Source organism: Pseudomonas californiensis (assembly GCF_021147775.1).
In the GTDB taxonomy this organism is placed as follows: Bacteria; Pseudomonadota; Gammaproteobacteria; order Pseudomonadales; family Pseudomonadaceae; genus Aquipseudomonas; species Aquipseudomonas californiensis.
Genome location: NZ_JAGTPK010000053.1, coordinates 1 through 18290, shown reverse-complemented (window position 1 = coordinate 18290; position 18290 = coordinate 1). Strand labels below are relative to the sequence as shown.

Annotated in this window: 9 protein-coding genes, 4 pseudogenes and 1 other annotated feature; of the genes and pseudogenes, 11 read left to right on the top strand and 2 right to left on the bottom strand. The window is 57.7% G+C overall.

What is annotated here, in order from left to right:
* The 6 genes and pseudogenes from KDX37_RS27240 to KDX37_RS27215 all read left to right on the top strand — a co-directional run.
* A partial coding sequence (locus KDX37_RS27240) for an IS91 family transposase (protein WP_231656327.1) occupies positions 1–907 on the top strand: 907 nt, incomplete at its 5' end.
* Positions 908–1167: 260 nt separating this feature from the next.
* The gene (locus KDX37_RS27235) at positions 1168–1425 is read left to right on the top strand and encodes a FitA-like ribbon-helix-helix domain-containing protein (RefSeq protein ID WP_003381346.1); all 258 of its coding nucleotides are present in this window, start codon (positions 1168–1170) and stop codon (positions 1423–1425) included.
* On the top strand, positions 1422–1841 hold the full coding sequence (locus KDX37_RS27230) for a type II toxin-antitoxin system VapC family toxin (RefSeq protein WP_005769733.1): 420 nt from the start codon (positions 1422–1424) through the stop codon (positions 1839–1841). The genes KDX37_RS27235 and KDX37_RS27230 overlap by 4 nt, the downstream gene beginning before the upstream one ends.
* 40 nt (positions 1842–1881) lie before the next feature.
* Positions 1882–2520 carry a recombinase family protein gene (locus KDX37_RS27225; protein ID WP_231656326.1) on the top strand — a complete coding sequence of 213 codons (639 nt, stop codon included), beginning with the start codon at positions 1882–1884 and terminating at the stop codon, positions 2518–2520.
* A 526-nt stretch (positions 2521–3046) separates the two neighbouring features.
* On the top strand, positions 3047–11464 hold the full coding sequence (gene xopAD, locus KDX37_RS27220) for a XopAD/skwp family type III secretion system effector (protein ID WP_231656325.1): 8418 nt from the start codon (positions 3047–3049) through the stop codon (positions 11462–11464).
* Positions 11465–11667: 203 nt separating this feature from the next.
* Positions 11668–11823, top strand: a pseudogene (locus KDX37_RS27215) (IS91 family transposase); the annotation flags it as partial.
* 943 nt (positions 11824–12766) lie between these two features.
* On the opposite strand, the gene hopQ1-1 reads toward KDX37_RS27215, so the two are convergent.
* A complete protein-coding gene (gene hopQ1-1 / locus KDX37_RS27210; RefSeq protein ID WP_231656328.1) occupies positions 12767–13990 on the bottom strand; it encodes a type III secretion system effector XopQ in 1224 nt (407 codons plus the stop codon).
* A gap of 412 nt (positions 13991–14402) precedes the next feature.
* Here hopQ1-1 and KDX37_RS27205 point away from each other — a divergent pair.
* The 3 genes and pseudogenes from KDX37_RS27205 to KDX37_RS27195 all read left to right on the top strand — a co-directional run.
* Positions 14403–14537: pseudogene (locus KDX37_RS27205) on the top strand (recombinase family protein); the annotation flags it as partial.
* Positions 14538–14589: 52 nt separating this feature from the next.
* Positions 14590–15812 (top strand): IS3-like element IS51 family transposase gene (locus tag KDX37_RS27200; RefSeq protein ID WP_231656324.1). Its coding sequence is split into 2 segments (ribosomal slippage): positions 14590–14875 and positions 14875–15812, totalling 1224 coding nucleotides; the frame shifts between segments, so codons are not numbered across the junction.
* Positions 14868–14984, top strand: a sequence feature (AL1L pseudoknot). (Overlaps the previous gene by 117 nt.)
* 40 nt (positions 15813–15852) lie before the next feature.
* A pseudogene (locus tag KDX37_RS27195) lies at positions 15853–16046 on the top strand (transposase); the annotation flags it as partial.
* A gap of 115 nt (positions 16047–16161) precedes the next feature.
* Here KDX37_RS27195 and KDX37_RS27190 read toward each other — a convergent pair.
* Positions 16162–16875: pseudogene (locus KDX37_RS27190) on the bottom strand (DUF2303 family protein); the annotation flags it as partial.
* Positions 16876–17053: 178 nt separating this feature from the next.
* On the opposite strand from KDX37_RS27190, the gene KDX37_RS27185 reads away from it, so the two are divergent.
* Positions 17054–17596 (top strand): hypothetical protein, encoded by a 543-nt coding sequence (locus KDX37_RS27185; protein ID WP_231656323.1) that lies wholly within the window; start codon positions 17054–17056, stop codon positions 17594–17596.
* Positions 17597–17882: 286 nt separating this feature from the next.
* On the top strand, positions 17883–18164 hold the full coding sequence (locus tag KDX37_RS27180; RefSeq protein ID WP_231656322.1) for a hypothetical protein: 282 nt from the start codon (positions 17883–17885) through the stop codon (positions 18162–18164).
* Positions 18165–18290: the final 126 nt, after the last annotated feature.

Below are 18290 nucleotides of genomic sequence, written 5' to 3'. Positions count from 1 at the left end.
CTGGCAGCATCTGGTGTTCACGCTGCCCGACACGCTATGGCCCCTGTTCTTCTACAACCGCTGGCTGCTCGATGCGCTGTTTCGTCTGGCGGCCGATAACCTGATCTACACCGCCAAACGGCGCGGTTTGCGCGTCGGGATTTTCGGGGCGCTGCACACCTATGGCCGGCGGCTCAACTGGCATCCCCACGTCCACCTGTCGGTGACCGCGGGCGGCCTGGATGAGCAGGGCGTCTGGAAAAATCTGTCGTTCCTCAAAGAGGCCCTGCGGCGGCGCTGGATGTGGCTGGTGCGCGATTACCTGCTGGGACAGCCGCTTTCGCAACTGACGATGCCGCCGCAGCTGGCCCACATCTTCTGTGAAAGCGACTGGCGCCGTTTGATACTGACCGCTGGCGGCCAGCACTGGCACATCCACTTGTCGAAGAAGACGGAAAACGGGCGAAAGACCGTCAATTACCTGGGCCGCTACCTGAAAAAACCGCCGATCTCGGGCAGTCGTCTGGCGCATTACACCTGCGGAGCCACGTTGAGCTTCACCTACCTGGATCACCGCACGCAGACCTATCAGCAGGAAACGCTGAGCCAGGCCGACATGCTGCGCCGGGTGGTGCAGCACATCCCGGAAAAGCATTTCCGGATGATCCGGTATTTTGGTTTTCTGGCCAATCGGGTCTGCGGGCAGTACCTGCCAAAGGTCTATGAAGCACTGAAGATGGCGACGCCAGGACCGGTACCAAAGCTGTATTTTGTGCAGATGGCCAAAGCCTTTATAAAGGTCGATCCGTTCCGTTGCGTGCTGTGTGGCGCGCGGATGGTATACACGGCGGCAATCAGCGGACTGACTGTGCAGGGACTGGTCCTCAACGCTCACGCGATCGCGCAGATGAGGTACGTGAAGCCCTGACAGGGGGAAGGTGCGTCCACACCTAGGCTCAGCGGTAAAATAACCTGCGTTAATGCGGATTGATAGGGGTTTTCACTGCATAAGTAAGGCATCAGCGTCTTCCTACCCATCGCTATGAAGGCATGACGCCTCCTTCCATAGCGTCAGCTTGATGCATAGGCATTTTGAAATTCCTATGCATGGACCCGCCTAGCATTCTTGATTTATGGTATCAAGAGCATATAGTGATAGCACTGATGGCAAAAACTGGTAACTACCAAGTGGCAAACGTGAACGTAAGAAATCTACCCGATGAAGTGCATCGGGCCATCCGCATCCAAGCTGCCCTGCACGGGCGCAGCACCGAGGCCGAAATACGCGACATCTTGGAGCGGGCGGCGAGACCCGAGGGACGTGTGAAACTTGGCTCGTTCCTGGCTTCTATTGCCCGTGAGGTTGGTGGTCTGACCGATAAAGAACACACCTTGTTTGAGAACACGCGCATCACGTCTCCGGCCCGTGCGGTGAGCTTTGAATGATCCTGCTCGATACGAACGTAATTTCAGAACCGCAGCGCCGAGAGCCCAATGCCCACGTCCTTGACTGGATCGACGCACAAGCGCTGGAAACGCTTTATCTGTCCACCATCACGGTAGCCGAGTTGCGTGCAGGTATCGCGCTGATGCCTGTCGGAAAACGCCAGGATAGCTTGCGTGAAAACCTGGAAAAGCACCTGCTGCCGATGTTCGCCAATAGGGTGCTGTCGTTCGATATGACTTGTACGAAGGCTTATGCCGAGCTGCTGGCCAAGTCCCGCGCAGCCGGGTTGGCGGTCGAAACGGCAGATGCCTTCATTGCAGCCATCGCCCTCGCCAACGGCTTCACCGTCGCCACCCGTGACACTGGCCCTTTTGAGGCTGCCGGGTTGAACGTCATTAACCCCTGGGAAGCGTAAACGTAGTGTTGAATCAGGAACGTATCTAAAGGGTTGCAGTATGACGACTCTCAACGTTGCGCGGGTGTACCTGCGTGTCAGTTCCGAAGACCAGGACTTGCAGCGCCAAGAAGCGATCATTGGCAATGCGCGAGCATCGGGCTACTACGTGGCTGCGGTCTATCGCGAGAAAGCCTCGGGCGCTCGATCCGACCGTCCCGAGCTGTTGCGCATGATTGAGGACCTGCAACCGGGTGAAGTCGTCATTGCGGAAAAAATCGACCGAATCAGCCGTCTTCCCTTGGTCGAAGCAGAAAAACTTGTGGACGCGATCAGGGCTAAGGGCGCACGCCTGGCAGTGCCTGGAATCGTCGATCTATCGCAATTGACCGAGGCGTCCAGTGGTGTCGCCAAGGTGGTGTTGCAAGGCGTACAAGACATGCTGTTGCGTGTGGCCTTGCAAATAGCGCGTGACGACTTCGAGGACCGGCGAGAGCGACAGCGCCAAGGCATCGACTTGGCCAAGGGCGCCGGTCGATACGCTGGGCGTAAACCGGATACCAAAATGCATGAACGGGTCATCGCTCTTAAAAGCGGTGGATGTAGCATTGCGGAAACTGCAAGGCTGGCCGGGGTCAGTGTCAGCCAGGTAAAGCGTGTCTGGGCACAGAACCAGGCTAAAGTTAAGGTCCGAATGTAGCAAGAACCCTCGTTTTCACGCACGGTCTCCCGGGCGTCGCGCATTTGATGTTTCGTTGCTCCCTGATATGCCCCCCCACCGACGTTTAAAAGCTTTGGCGTTGGCCCACGTTCGCAAGGAACCGAATCCGTCCAAAAGGCCACACAACACGACTAATGAAAATTTGGTGGCTACATAACTTCAGCGTCAGCGGTCAAAAACCTCTTTAAGGCAACGCTGCAAAAATAGCCAACCGCTCAGCAGGCCCGGCAAGAGGCTGGCTCGCTCATTACACAGCCGCGCAGAGACATCACTGCAGCTCGAACGCGAGGCGTAAGCGGCCAAACGGCACCTTGGCTGGACGCGCCACTGAGGCGGCCCTGTTGGAGGAGCGGATCCTCGCTCAAATATCAGCGTCGGTACGAAGATCAGGTGCAAGAGCTAAAGGTCGTATTGCGTCAGCAAACAACGCCTTGACCGCCAAGAACCACGGCCCAGTGCAACTCAACCGTGACAACGACTACATTCGGATGGACTAATTGCAGGCATGAGAATCCCCAACGTCAATCTAAACGCATTGAGCACAAACCGGTCTTTCAGTGAAGAGGACCAGCTCAAGCGGACCGGGGATCAGCCGGAAGCCAGTACCGGCACCAGTTGCAATGAGCGGCAGCCGGCCAAACGGCGACGGGTGGAGCAGGATGAACCTGGAGCCGGTGGCCGCGCACGGGACAGGGACGCTCGGCAACAGCCTACCATTCACGCGCACTTGCGCAACGATATCACCGACCGACATCGTACCAAGTCTGAGCGGCCCCATGACAGAGCGCCCGCTGACGTCAGTGCATCGTCATCGCATCGTAGGCCACAAAGAACAACGCATGGCTGGGAGGCGCGCTTGGCCGAACACACGTTCGACCGGGCGGCAGGAAAACGACCTCGGGAAGAGCGAGAGCCGTATCGGCAGCCAAAGCGGCCAATGCATGATTTGGAGTGGACGGCGGCGGATCTTCACCAAGCCGAACATCAGCTCGATCCAGCTGCAAAAGAGCAGCTGCAGGAACAGCGAGAGCAGTATCGGAAATGGCTGAGTGCCCCCAGCCGGGTGGCTCAGAACCACAACGCTCGCTTGTGCGTGTCGGTGGCAAAGGAAAACGCGCTGGCGCGTCACATCGGTTGCGGGCTGGCGCTGCCTTTCCTGGATGAGAGCGTCAACGCGCAAACCAATGCGCAGTGGCTCGACAAATACCTTCTGATGATTGCCAGTGCAAGGCGCGCCACAGGGGCAGGCGTAACGCATAGCGAGCTCGATCGTTGCACGGAGGTTGCGGCGCAGTATCTCTGCAAGACCAAGTGGTTTGACGGTGCATCGCTGACGCAGCTGGCCCATGTGGGCAACAAGCTGAGCAAGCATCCGAACCAGCAAGCGTGCATGGATGCAATCGCGTGGATCGCCGGACAGCTCAATCAGGCAGATGATTTATCGGGACTGGATGGCCGCCACTCAGTCCTACTCCTGAACGCCTTCGCCAAGAACTTCAACAGCGGCAGGTGTGAACGCGCGGTGGCTCGTCTGGCACGTCACCTGCAACGTAACCATCCTGCCCGGTCGTCGCTGGACGCGCAGAAGATCGGCCTGGCACTTAATGCCTTCAGCAAGTGGCCCGACAATCCGGACTGCCAATCCATGGCGTACTTGCTTGCTGATATGCTCGCCAGCAAAAGCCGCTTGCGTCATGCGATGGATGGGCAGAGCGTCGCGAACGCGCTCAACGCCCTGAGCAAATGGCCCGACACACCGCACTGCGCGGACGCGGCCAAGGCACTGGCCTTGAGACTAACCAATGATCGCAACTTGCGCTACGTCCTCAAACCGCAAGAATTCGGAAACACATTGAATGCCCTGAGCAAATGGCCTGACACGCCGGACTGCACTGCCGCCGTCAAGGCACTGGCCTCGCGACTGGCCGAAGAGCGCGGTTTGCGCAGCGCCCTCGACCCGCAAGGCGTGGCCAACGCGCTCAACGCCCTGAGCAAATGGCCCGACACGCCAGACTGCGCGGACGCCGCTAACGCACTCGCCTCGCGGCTGGCCGACGAGCGCGGTTTGCGCAATGCTCTCAACCCGCAAGAACTGACCAACGCGCTCAACGCCCTGAGCAAATGGCCCGACACGCCGGACTGCGCGGACGCTGCCAACGCGCTGGCCTCACGGCTGATCGACAATCGCGATTTACGCAACGCCCTCAACCCGCAAGGCGTGGCTAACGTGCTCAACGCCCTGAGCAAATGGCCCAACACGCCGGACTGCAAGAACGCTGCCAACGCGCTGGCCGGGCGACTGGAAGTCGAGTCCCAATTGCGCAATGCTCTAGACCCGCAACACATAACCAAAACGCTCAACGCCCTTAGCAAATGGCCCGACACGCCGGATTGCGCGGACGCTGCCAACGCACTGGCCTCGCGGCTGGCTAATGAGCGCAGCTTGCGTAACGCCCTCGACCCGCAAGGCGTGGCCAACGCGCTCAACGCCCTGAGCAAATGGCCCGACACGCCGGACTGCGCGGACGCTGCCAACACGCTGGCCTCGCGCCTGGCCAATGATCGCGAGTTACGCAACGCTCTCAACCCGCAAGGCGTGACCAACGTGCTCAATGCCCTGAGCAAATGGCCCGACACGCCCGACTGCGAGGACGCCGCCAATGCACTGACGTCGCGGCTGGCCGACGAGCGCAGTTTGCGCAACGCCCTTGACCCGCAAGGCGTGGCCAACGTGCTCAATGCCCTGAGCAAATGGCCCGACACGCCGGACTGCGCGGCAGTCGCCAGCGCATTGGCCTCGCGACTGGCCAACAATCGCGAGTTACGCAACGCCCTCACCCCGCAAGAACTGGCCAACGCGCTCAACGCACTGAGCAAATGGCCTGACACGCCGGACTGCGCGGACGCTGCCAACGCGCTGGCCTCGCGACTGGCCAACAATCGCGAGTTACGCAACGCTCTCAACCCGCAAGAAGTGGCCAACGCGCTCAACGCCCTGAGCAAATGGCCCGGTACGCCGGACTGCACTGCCGCCGTCAAGGCACTGGCCTCGCAACTGGCCAATGATCGCCACTTGCTCAACGCCCTAACCCCGCAACACATGACCAACGCGCTCAACGCCCTGAGCAAGTGGCCCGGTACGCCAGACTGCGCGGACGCTGCCAACGCGCTGGCCTCGCGACTGGCCAATGATCGCAACTTGCTCAACGGCCTCACCCCGCAACAGATGGCCAACGCGCTCAACGCAATGAGCAAATGGCCCGACACGCCGGACTGCGTGGCGGCAGCCAGCGCACTGGCCTCGCGACTGGCCAATGATCGCGATTTACGCAACGCCCTCAACCCGCAAGAACTGGCCAACGCGCTCAACGCCCTGAGCAAATGGCCCGACACACCGGACTGCGCGGACGCTGCCAACGCGCTGGCCTCGCGGCTGGCCGACGAGCGCACTTTGCGCAACGCCCTCAACCCGCAAGACATGGCCAACGTGCTCAACGCAATGAGCAAATGGCCCGACACGCCGGACTGCGCGGACGCTGCCAACGCGCTGGCCTCGCGACTGGCCAATGATCGCGAGTTACGCAACGCCCTCAACCCGCAACACATGGCCAACGCGCTCAACGCCCTGAGCAAATGGCCCGACACGCCGGACTGCGCGGACGCTGCCAACGCGCTGGCCTCGCGACTGGCCAATGATCGCGAGTTACGCAACGCCCTCACCCCGCAACAGATGGCCAACGCGCTCAACGCCCTGAGCAAATGGCCCGACACGCCGGACTGCGCGGACGCTGCCAACGCGCTGGCCTCGCGACTGGCCAATGATCGCAACTTGTTCAACGGCCTCACCCCGCAACAGATGGCCAACGCGCTCAACGCCCTGAGCAAATGGCCCGACACGCCGGACTGCGTGGCGGCCGCCAGCGCACTGGCCTCGCGACTGGCCAATGATCGCCACTTGCTCAACGGCCTCAACCCGAAAGGCGTGGCCAACACGCTCAACGCCCTGAGCAAATGGCCCGACGTGGACGTTAGCCAGGCCTCCGCTGACGCCTTGGCCTCGCGACTGGCCAATGATCGCGAGTTACGCAACGCCCTCAGTCCTATCGGCGTGACTCAAGCACTCAACGCCTTGAGCAAATGGCCCGAACGTGCGAATTGCGAGAGTGCTACCGATGTCTTGGCCGGCAGGCTGGCGGAGGACAACGATCTGCGACAAGCCATGGATGAGCACCAAGTGGCTGTGTCGCTCAATGCGCTGAGCAGATGCCTCGGAAGGCCGGCATGTCATTCGGCAGTGTTGCTGCTCGCCGAACGCGCCGGCTCGGCAGAGTTGCCGTGGCAGCAGTTCGAGATGCGTGGGCTCGCCATGGTGGCCAACGCGATGTCCCGTCTGCTGCACCTGGATGAGGAACAGTTCCAAATTTTGGGACGCGCCAAACTGCTGGCAATGGCCGGGCACCTGGAGCTGCACCGTGAGCGTTTTGAGTCTGCCTCCGCGCAAGACATTGGTATGCTCTTCAAGGCCCTTTCATCGGCGCAACTCCATCGCCAGATGCGTCCGCTGGCGCGGTCGGCCCTGGAGCGGGTTGCGGTGCTCGCGCAGGACGACGGATTACGGGAAACCAACCTTGAGGGTCTCGGCAGCCTGTGCATGGGATTTTTGCCGTTGATCCGCAGCCCAGAGTTGACCTCTCGCCATCGGGGGCACGCATTGCGCGTGTTCAATACGTTGCAGCCCATCATCGAGCGCAAGATCGACTTGTACCTTACCGGCGGTGTCCCGCCGTCTTCGACCGACCTCGAACAATACGCCACTCGATGCCCGGCGCTGACCTTCTTCCAGGTGCTCAAGGCTTACAGCATGGTGAGCCGGCAATGCAAGCCGCGCCACATCGAAGGCTCGCGCCAGGAAATTCGCCAACGTCGCGAAGAGTTGGGGAAATGGGTTGACAGGACGCTGGAGCGGACACGCGAGGCCATCGAGGAGGACCTCGGAGAGATGAGCTGGAACTTGATCGCGCAGATCGAGGCCGGTGACATCGTATTTGACGCCCTGGACCTGCGCATGGCGAAGGAAGCAGCGAAGATTACGCAGGCCCATCCACCGAGCCAGTTCGACCTTGACGCCGGGCGCCTGAGCATGCGGTCGGCACCCGGCGATCCCGTTGCGCCTGCACCCGGCAACGGCAGCACGACCCACATCGTGGTCGATCTGCGTGGCAAGGAAGTGTCGACCAATGCGACCGAGACGAACAAGCCGTACTCGCTATTTACACGGCTGACGGGCTTGCCGCTGGTGGAGGTCCAACTGCCTGGGGCGATTTCGACGTTCATGCTCGCGCGTACGCTCACCTACCAGGACGAACCCTGGCGTTTTGACATGTTCGGCGGCAGCCGCGCCACGCGAGGCCATATGAGTCGCCCCGCCCAGTTGCTGTCCGGCACATCCGGAGCACCGTCGCTGCTGCCGGCAATGCGCTATACAGACACCGCGCCGGGCAGTAGCCTGATGCAGCTCATCGCCAAGCTTGCCCCGCAGCGCGAAGACTGGTCGCGGATGCAGCGCTCGCTACTAGAGATGGTGCCGACCGATCACGTCATTGAGGGCACACTGCGCCTGGGATTTTTTGAAGACGTCAGCGGCCCTGCGCACCCGTTCAAGCCAACAGCACCGGACGGGCATGCATTGGCGCTGTGCCCCAACGATGGTTGCGGCTTCCTGAAGCTGGAGGTGGCACTACGCATACCGGCCTTCCGTGAGTACTTCTCTGCCTGGCAAGCAGTGCAGGCCGGTGAGGCCAGCCAGAAGCAGCGTGACCTTATTGCCAAGGATAAGGGACCCACGCGGCTGGCACCGCAGGCGCTGCAGCACTTCCCACGTGACGAGGCGGCACTGCAGGAGGCGCACGAGGCGATGCAGCGCCGGTTGCAGGCGCTGCCGTCGGAGTTGAGTCAACTCACGTTGTACGAACTGGCCACCAGCGGCGGCTACCAGGGCCAAAGAGTCAGGGCGGTGCCTGCTGCCGACGACAAGGTGCACCTACCGAGCGAGCGCAGCCAGGCCTTCGACGCCGCAGGCGGCGCCTTGCTGATCGGCAAGCCGCCCTACGACAAGGAGAACCTGCTGCCCGTGCCGGAAGAACGCGTCGCGACAGTGGCGCAGAGCGACGCCACCGCCGAATTCCTCTCGCAGTCCTTTGGTATCCAGTACAGCTACACAGGCTTCGACGACAGATCGGGCAGCGATGCCGAGATGCTGCACAGCAAGGGCATGCTCATCGTGGTGCCATCAAAGAACTGGCCGGCCAATTTTGCGGACATGGATTTGGCCTGCTCGAAGGAGGACCTCAAGACCCTGTCGCGCTGGACGACCGGTCGCGACCGCAGTGCCGTGCCGCAGGACATGCTCAGCACCGGCAGCCTGCGGCTCAAGGACATCGTGGAGCCCGGACGCATGGGCGCACTGCCTATCCCGGAACTGCGCAAGCGCAACATGGACACCGACGGCGACGACGCGTTCGTGTACGCGGGCTACCCCAAACTGGCCGCGCTGATTTCGCGCGAGATGGCCGATCGCGAGGTACGCCGCGGCCAGCCACGTTCCTTCAAGCCGCCGAAAACGGCAACGCCGGCCATTGATCCTGACAACGGCCATTACCAGGCGGGGCGGCTGTCCGAGATCATGTCTCTGCAACGTGGAGGCCAGATCATGGGGGCGGCCAGCACCTTGGCAGCGCGCTTCATGGCTCAGCCTGACCACCTGCGTGAGGCAATGGCGCGCAATATGATGTTCGGCACTTATGACGGCATTGAGCGCGACCTGCGTAACGGTCTACGTGTAGCACTCGACGGCAAAGCCAAAGCTCCTCAGGTGTTGACGGAACTGCGCAACCAGGCATACAACGCCATCGGGCGCGCCCACCTGCCCGAGGCACGTGAAGCCGCCGAGCTCCTGCATGCACAACTGCTTCGACTGGAGCCGGGGGCATCATCGCGAGCCGAAGTGCCGCCATTGCAGGATGCGCTGGGCGAGGCCTTCCCACGCCTCGCCCAGGCGTACCTTGCTGCGCCTGATACTGAGACACGGATTCACGCCATCATCGACAACTACCCTGTGTGCAGGCTCTCGCACGCGCAATTCCCGGCCGGGCAACCGGGGCTCATCCCTGGAGAGCCGGAACTGAGCATGCGCAACCTCTTCACCATCGCGATCAAGGTGGGCACCGATGCGCTGAAGTCTGACACCGGCACGGCGCTGTTCGCCAAGATCGTTGAGTCGTGCGAACGATCCGAGCGAGGGTTCGCTGATCGGGTTCGCAGCGTACCGTATGGCAAGGTAACTGCCCGGGCCATGCACGATGGTCGCTTCGACGCCGAGCAGACCCAGGTGGACCTGCAGAACATGCCGACGATGGCTGCGGGCGTCATGCAAGACGCGCTACACTCGCTGCAGCAAGCAGGCCTGATCGACCCACCGCCATCGCCCGCCGAGCGCCTGCGCGCCGTGCAGCCAGAAGACATTGCGCTTGAGGCGCAGAGCTTACTGACGCGTGCTCGCGAGATGGAACCTAGGGTCACTCACATGCTGAGGCGCGTCGCCGAGTCCCATGCTGGGCAACTGGCGGGCATGGACCATCAACTGAAGTCGGTCGGCTCGTTGAAAGAAAAGCTAACGCAGCAGATGGCTGTGAAAAACAAGACCCTGGAAGAAGCCGTGGCCGGCGTGAACGACGCGCTGCGCTACAGCGTGGTACTGGATCCGCAGCACTTCACCGCTGGCTTGCGCGGTGTGCTGGCCTCGCTGGACGATCAGGGCCATGTGCGCGTCAAACTGAGCAACCTGTTTGCCAAGCACCAGCCGGCCTTCAAAGCGGTCAATGTCACGATGCGCAGTCCCGAAGGCGCGCTCTGGGAGATCCAGTTCCACACGCCTGACACCTTCAGGCTCAAGGAGCAATTCCATGATCTTTACAAGCACAGCTATGCGCTGCAGCTTCAGGGCGCCCCACTGACTGATCAGCGAGAAGTGCAGGCGCCCGCGCAAGACGCCTTCAGACTCGTGCCTTCGCCGCCAGAGTGCGACGATATCGACGACTGGGAGGAGGAGAACGTCCCGGCCTTGGCAATGAAAGCTGCGGCTTTCAAATCTCAACCAAACAATCGCAAAGACGCCGCAAAATTCCGTGCAGGCGTGAGCAGCACACCGCAAGTGGCGCTGTCACAGCAGAGGGCGCCAACGCGATTCAATGCAAACGCATCGCCAGCACAAATATTGTTCGACGTTGCCGCAAGCAAGCAAGAGTCGCTTACACCTGTATTCAACAAGCTGGCCAACGACTTCGACGCGCGGCTCTGGGGAAACGTTCGCTACACCGCTACGGACGACCGGATCGAGCAGGTGCAGAACGCACCGTTCCAAAAATCGATCGCATCGATCAAGAGCAAGATGCGGAGCCATGTGCAAGTCGGCATGACCGAGGCACAGGCAAATCAGAGCGTGGGCGATGCGCTGCGCTACGTGCTCCAGTTGCCTTCCGAAGATTTTGTTGCGAAGGTGCTAGCGGTAAATGATGTGCTGCATCGGCAAGGGATGACTTGCGTGAAGCGTAAAAATTACTTTACCACAGGAGACGGCACCTACAAGGGGATCAACGCACGCTTCACGGATGCTAAGGGATATGAGTTTGAAGTGCAGTTTCACACTGCTGATAGCTTCAAAGCCAAGGCAAAAACGCACCTGCTATACAAAGAAATGCAGTTGGCACAGAACAGGCTTGAAAAGGAGCAGCAGAAAAATCCACCCAACCTCGATAGGCAGGCAAAACTGACCAACGATCTAGCAAAGTACACAAACGCAATGCGCGAGATCATGACTGCCGTGAACAAGCCTGCTCGCGTCGAGAGCCTGGATGGTCGCTCATAAGGTCCATACAAGGCTTAGATTAGGACTCACAGCGCCACGCGAGCAACGGGCTACTACGTACGTGGCTGCGGTCTATCGCGAAAAATCCTCGGGCGCTCGATCATGCGCCCCGAGCCGGGGCGCATGATCGAGGACCTGCAACCAAGTGAAGTCATTGGTCGATACCTTGGGCGTAAGCCGGATACCAAAATGCATGTACCAAAGCTGTAATGGCCAAAGCCTTTCTAAACGTCGATCCGTTCCGTTGCGTGCTGTGTGGCGCGCGGATGGTATACACGGCGGCAATCAGCGGGCTGACGGTGCAGGGACTGATCCTCAACGCTCAGGCGATCGCGCAGATGAGGTACGTGAAGCCCTGACAGGGGGAAGGTGCGTCCGCACCTAAGCTTAGCGGTGAAATAACCCGCATTAACGCTTATTTATAGGGATTTTCACTGCATAAGTAACGCATCAGCGTCTTCCTACGCATCGCTATGAAGGCATGACGCCTCCTTCATAGCGTCAACTTGATGCATAGGCATTTTGAAATTCCTATGTGTAACGACCTGCAATCGAAATGGCCTCGACCTGCAATCATCGAGTTTTTCGACCGGGATTGATTGCGTCTATTCGAGCCAGCAAACCGGGATTATTTGCGAATGAACCTGCATTCATCTGATTAGACCTGCAATCGACCGTCATGAACCGGAATTATTTGCGAGTGACCACCCGCCGTTTCTGTCTCATTTAAGTATACCCTTGCGGGACGCGTGTCTGAGGCGTTTTTGATGTCTCAATAGGGTTGATTTTCATTTTTGATATAGTTCGGTCAAAAAATCTAGAGCCTAAAGAGACAAAAGCGCTAGCCTGAAGACCACTGTTTGATGGAAGCCAAAATCATCGGTTTTTCAGTCGCATTTAATCATGGGGGTGTACGCCGGAACCCCCGAAAATTCCGTCGGAAAACATCATGAGAGTGGTTCCCGGCTGCTTTTGCTATCCGATACGGTTTTCCGTACATATTTGGCCGCTCAATCAAGCCGTTTTCGGCTTGGCGGTGTCGCTGCCGGAAAACAACTGTTTGGCGTCAATCCGCACCAGTACTGGCTTCCCGCCCATGACGGAAATTTCTGGGATTCCGGCTTACAACCCCTATTCCGTATCAAGACCTGGCTATGCCCGACACGTCGCGGCAGCCCGCACCCTGAATCATAGTCGACGCGATCTACTGGACTTCACGAGCAGCAGTCAGGCGGGTAGCATGGTTTTTCACCGTGCTACCCTCGCCATCGCGGATGGTCCCACATTTGTCGGCACTACGGGTCAATCTGGGGCTAGAGTCGACTGGACAAGCGCAGATTTGGCTAAAGCGGACATCAATAACTTTGCTTTCTCTGGATGCGTCACATCATCTGGACCTACTTGCTCTACAACACCAAATCCCTCTGTGTGTATAGCTTTTGGTTTAAATAGCAGTTTTGCCGCCCCTGGCACTGAGGCCAGTAATGTCAGAGGATCATACAGGTTTAGCTTCGTCACCTTAGGCCAGATATCTTCAAACGAACTCTCTTTATTTTGATCAAGCTGTACTGCTTCAATCTGTGCATTCGGCATGAATGTCCGAAAGAACCATGAGTCATCCAACCCGGGAAGCAATCCAGCTTGAATACCTTCCCAGAGGCCTTTCAACGCACTCTTCTGAACGTCTCTCAGGTAGTGGCCTACTGGATGTCCGCTCCGTGCTATCCCTTCGTAAAATGAAGGTGAAACCGCCGTTTTATAGGCCGCCTCCTTTGTTACTATACGAAGTGGAATGCCAAGCTCCTGCGCTTTCCGATAAAGACTGCGCGCAGCGTCCATGTCGGTCGCATTGTTGTAAGCGCGTGCATCAGGCTGTACAAAACCATCTGCGTCCTTTAAAGGCTCGACGCCGCCCATGATGGTGATGTCATCAACCCGTTCGCGCACAATATCCGGGCAGGTAGTGATGAGCGCATTGATATCACTCATGCCTGCAATTACGACAATACCGACTCCATGTGGCGCACGGGCCAGGCGCCTGCTCATGTCCTGCAAGCTGTCACGGTGTATTTCACCAGGTCCAGCCCTTAAAGCATGACCTTCCAGTAAAAATTTGGCATGTTCCTTCGACTGAAGCGAATTCATTGCGTAATCCCGACCACGCGACACATGCACGTCATGCAACTCAAGCTTGTTGAACACGCCTTTGGCCATCTCGGCACGTTGAGAGCGAACTTCAGCATCACCCAGTGTTGCCACTACGTCCGTGATGTGCACAAAGCCCTCAGCCTGCAATTGCTTGCCCAAGGTGTAGGTCACGACATCATCTGGGTCCTTGTTAGGATCAGTGAAAAACCACGTATCCTTAGGTAAAAGGGGCTTGTGTGATCTCAGTTCGTTGATGGCCATATTTTCATCTGAGGTCAGATGAGAGTTACAGGCTCCCACTTGTGCAAGCATCGTGCGCTGTGCCGCAGTCAATAAAGCTGGCGCACTTTTCGACCGCTCCAAAACTGGGCTGCTCATGCTTGCTTGCTGAGAAAGTGCTGATTGCGCGCTACTTTCCGATGGGGTACGTGATATTTGTTTTGACTGATCTAGGATGAGACGTGAGGTGGTATGGCCTGCGGTGATAGGACGATGCATTGAGTCGACCTCCTGGATAGATGAACCTGCTGTGTGGCAAGCAACGCCGTTTCGGTTTCATCACCAGGGTCAAGTGCAGCTCGCTCCGGGTTAGAACATCTGCGGATTTGATCCGCCGGATATGCGAACCACATCTTGCTCGAGTCAAAATGTCTATCAAACGTAGGTTTGTTGGACATCAGGTCGAGATGAGATCGTCCGCTCGGGACCCTGCATTATCTGCATCCAGTAACAGCTTCCAATTTTCAATATCCGGCTACACTGAATTTTCATTGAGTATCTGGACGAAACCATGCTGATTGGATATGCCCGCGTCTCAACCGACGACCAACTACTCGATCTGCAGCGCGATGCGTTGGAGAAAGCAGGCTGTGAGCGCGTGTTCGAAGACACGGCTAGCGGTGCCAAAGCCGAGCGAGTAGGTTTGACTGAACCGCCCCGGGTTTCTCGGAGACTCCAACCTTTGAGAGGATGGAGCGATGAAAAAACTACCGAAGTATTCCCCAGAGGTCCGTGAGCGGGCCATCAGGATGGTTTTCGAACACCTTCCTGAGTACGAGTCGCAGTGGGCCACCATCAGTGCCATTGCCCCCAAGATCGGCTGCACGCCCGAGACATTACGGCTGTGGGTTCGCCAATCTGAGCGCAACAGCGGCCAGCTTGATGGGCTGAGCACTGTCGAACGTGAGCGAGTCAAGCTCTTGGAGCGTGAGAACCGTCAGTTGCGTCAAGCTAACGAGATCTTGCGTAAGGCCTCAGCCTATTTTGCCCAGGCGGAGCTCGACCGCCCATTCAAACGATGAAGACGTTTATTGATGAAAACCGCCAGTCTTACGGGGTCGAACCGATTTGCAAGGTGTTGCCAATCGCCCCGTCGACGTACTACCGGTACGCTGCTCAGCAGGCTGACCCCAGCCAGCAGTCAGCGCGTGCGCAACGTGACCAGGAACTGGGTGAGCACATCCAGCGAGTCTGGGATGAGCACTTCCAGGTATATGGCGTGCGCAAGGTCTGGCGACAGTTGCTGCGTGAAGGCCATCAAGTCGCCCGCTGTACGGTGCAACGCCTGATGGGAAAGCTGGGCCTGCAAGGCGTGGTACGCGGCAAGCCCGTCAAGACGACGGTCAGCGACCAAGCCAGGCCGTGCCCGCAGGATCATGTCAACCGTCAGTTTGTGGCTGAGTGCCCGAACGCCCTATGGGTATCGGACTTTACCTACGTCAGTACCTGGCAGGGTTTTGTTTACGTGGCCTTCATCATTGATGTCTTTGCCCGATTCATCGTCGGTTGGAAGGTGTCCAGTTCAGCACGTACCGATTTTGTACTCGATGCACTGGAGCAAGCCCTTTACGCCCGTCGCCCAGTCAAGCAGGGTGGACTCATTCACCACAGTGACCGTGGCGTGCAGTACGTGTCCATTCGCTATACCGAGCGTCTTGTCGAAGCCGGTATTGAGCCATCGGTCGGGAGTGTCGGTGACTCTTACGACAATGCTTTGGCTGAGACCATCAATGGTCTTTACAAGGCTGAAGTGATTCATCGACGCTCTTGGCCCACACGGGGGGCGGCGGAGCTGGAAACCCTGAAATGGGTGGACTGGTTCAATCACCGCCGCCTGCTGGAGCCAATCGGTCATATTCCACCGGTCGAAGCAGAAGCAATCTATTATCAGCAACTCACCGAGTCTGCCCAGGTGGCATGACTCAAACAAAAGGGTCTCCGAGAAACCCGGGGCGGTTCACCGGCCTGGCTTGCCCCGACTCTTTGAACGTCCAAAGTATCGGCAGCGCAACATCATTGAGCGGATGTTTGGCTGGCTAAAGAGAACCGCCGAATCGGCACCCGCTACGACAAGCTGGCCAAGAGCTACGCAGCCATGGTCACGCTGGCCTGCAGCCTACGTTGTATGCGGCAATACTTTTCGTACAAAACCTAACAAACGGTCATCAAAGCTTTAGTAATATGCAGCTCACATTCAAACAGAAATTAGCCAGCTCCAACTTCCGCGACAATTGGCGACATTGTGATTTCGTGGCGCGGAACTTCATACATCAGGCTGAGAAGCTACCCAGAGCCAGCTGAGCTGCATCGCCCACCTTCGCTTCAAGCACCGACTTGAACTCTTGCGCAATCTCTTCGCGCTGCACGTCCTCGCCGACCCAGCGCAGTTTCAACACCGGCTGTGCGCCGCTGGTGATGACCGAGATTCGCAGGATGATTTCGCGCAGTTGCAGGCCTTCAAACGGAATGGCCGAGAAGATCAGCGACGTGGGCAGGGTTTCCTTGCTGGTCGCCTCGATGGCATCCATTGCGCTACGGCTGGCGCGGGTCTCGCTGACGGTGTGATCGCTTTCCGACGATGCCTTGACCGTGATAGTGCGCACGGCGGCGATGGCTTTGGCCAACGGGATGTTCTGCAGGTCATCACCGACTGCCGACAGCGTACTGTGCCAGTCTTCAATCCAGTCGCTCATATCCTTCTGCGACATGCCCCGGCCACTAATGGCCTGCACGGCCTGATAGGCAGCGGTGGGCTTGAGCTTCAGCACAGCGCGGTCATCTGCGTGGCCTGGCACTTCCTCGTTGCCCAGATTGAACAGCACCGAACAGGTCATTTCGTCCTGATTGATGAAGCCTTTCGCGTCGGCGACTTTGCGGTAGGACACGTATTTGGCGAAGTCCACCAGAGAGTTGGTGGAGAACGTGCCACGGAATCGGCTGCGGCCAGCACCGTATTGCTTAAGGTTCACGACCTTCGCGCCTTTCTTCGCTGATGACATGCTTGCGGCAGGCCGGCGATGGCTGCGGTGTAAACCATCCGCGCTCCGCACAGCACGCAACTGAACGGATCCTGTTCTGGAACCTAATCAACGGATACGCCACTAAGGTATGCGTTACTCAAGACTTAGTTAAAATCAAGATAAAATATTATTGGAGTGAATTATGTTGAATTCGCCTGGTTCTATTGGCATTAGCGGCCCATCATTGCATCATGAACCTGATAGACTGGAAGGTGTAAGTGCCGATAATTTATTTCCAAAACTGAATCCTGCCGCACTAAAAAAAGATAGCAATATTCTATCGCAACTAGCGGCCTTAAACAATATAGAGATTGATGCTAAAAAAATTATTGCTCAGGAGCTGAAGGATAAGTTATCTAACGTTTGTTGTCCTGACAAGAAATATGTGGAAAATGATATTGATTTAATTAAGCAGATATTGTCTGATATCTCGACGGTATCAAAAGGATCGCTTAACCTTGTTTTAAAGAATCATGCAGTTAAAGCTGTAAAGGATGCTGTGTATTGCTTTACTTTTGATGACTTTTCTATAACGCACCCCAATGTAAATAACGAGTCTTCAAACTTTAATCGAATTTTGCCTAGTCTTGGTTGTGCTGCTCAAAATTATGGATATTTTGGTCGAAAGATTATTTTGCATACTGCCGAGCAGATGTTGAGCGACTATAAAAAACTGATCGACTAGGAAAACTTGAAAAAGTAATACTAAATGATCCAAGTAACGAGGCGACTGAACTATCGACTGGTGATTATTATATGAAATATCTCACAGACTACGGTATCTCCTTAGATGAGGAGTACGACAAGACCAAAATGTCTTAAGTGGGGAGCGGGGGTTTGGGGTGCAATGGAACTGAAAACGGAGGCCGGGGATCACTGAACAGGGCAGCCTGCGGCTGCAAATTGTGGGATTTTGAAATCGGTTATCATAGCCGAAATCGAGTCGATACCTCCTCAGCACAGGCTTACACATGGCGTCAGAGACCAAAAAACGTAAACGGGCGAGCCGGGCAAAAGCCAAGGCAAAGCAGACCCGTCTCCAACGCGCCGGGCATACTACCTTCGTGCCCGATACCGACTTTTTCTTCGATATCGATCCTTTCGGTAATGTCGATCTTTGTAGTGGCTGCCAGACAGCGTATCTGAACGACAGGTTTCCCGACGCTTCTTGCGTAAGCGTTTCGATGAGAGAAGGGCCAGGCGGATTCGCCATCACCGCCGTCATTCACCACGATGAGGAGCCATCCTGCTGACGTGGCCTCTGCACCGCCTGCTTACAAACCTCGACCGCTCAAAAACCTCTTCACGGCCAACGGCTGCTGGGCAGATTTGCTGGAAGCCGGCGGTCTGCGCCAAATCGAAGTGGAGTCGATCAGCAA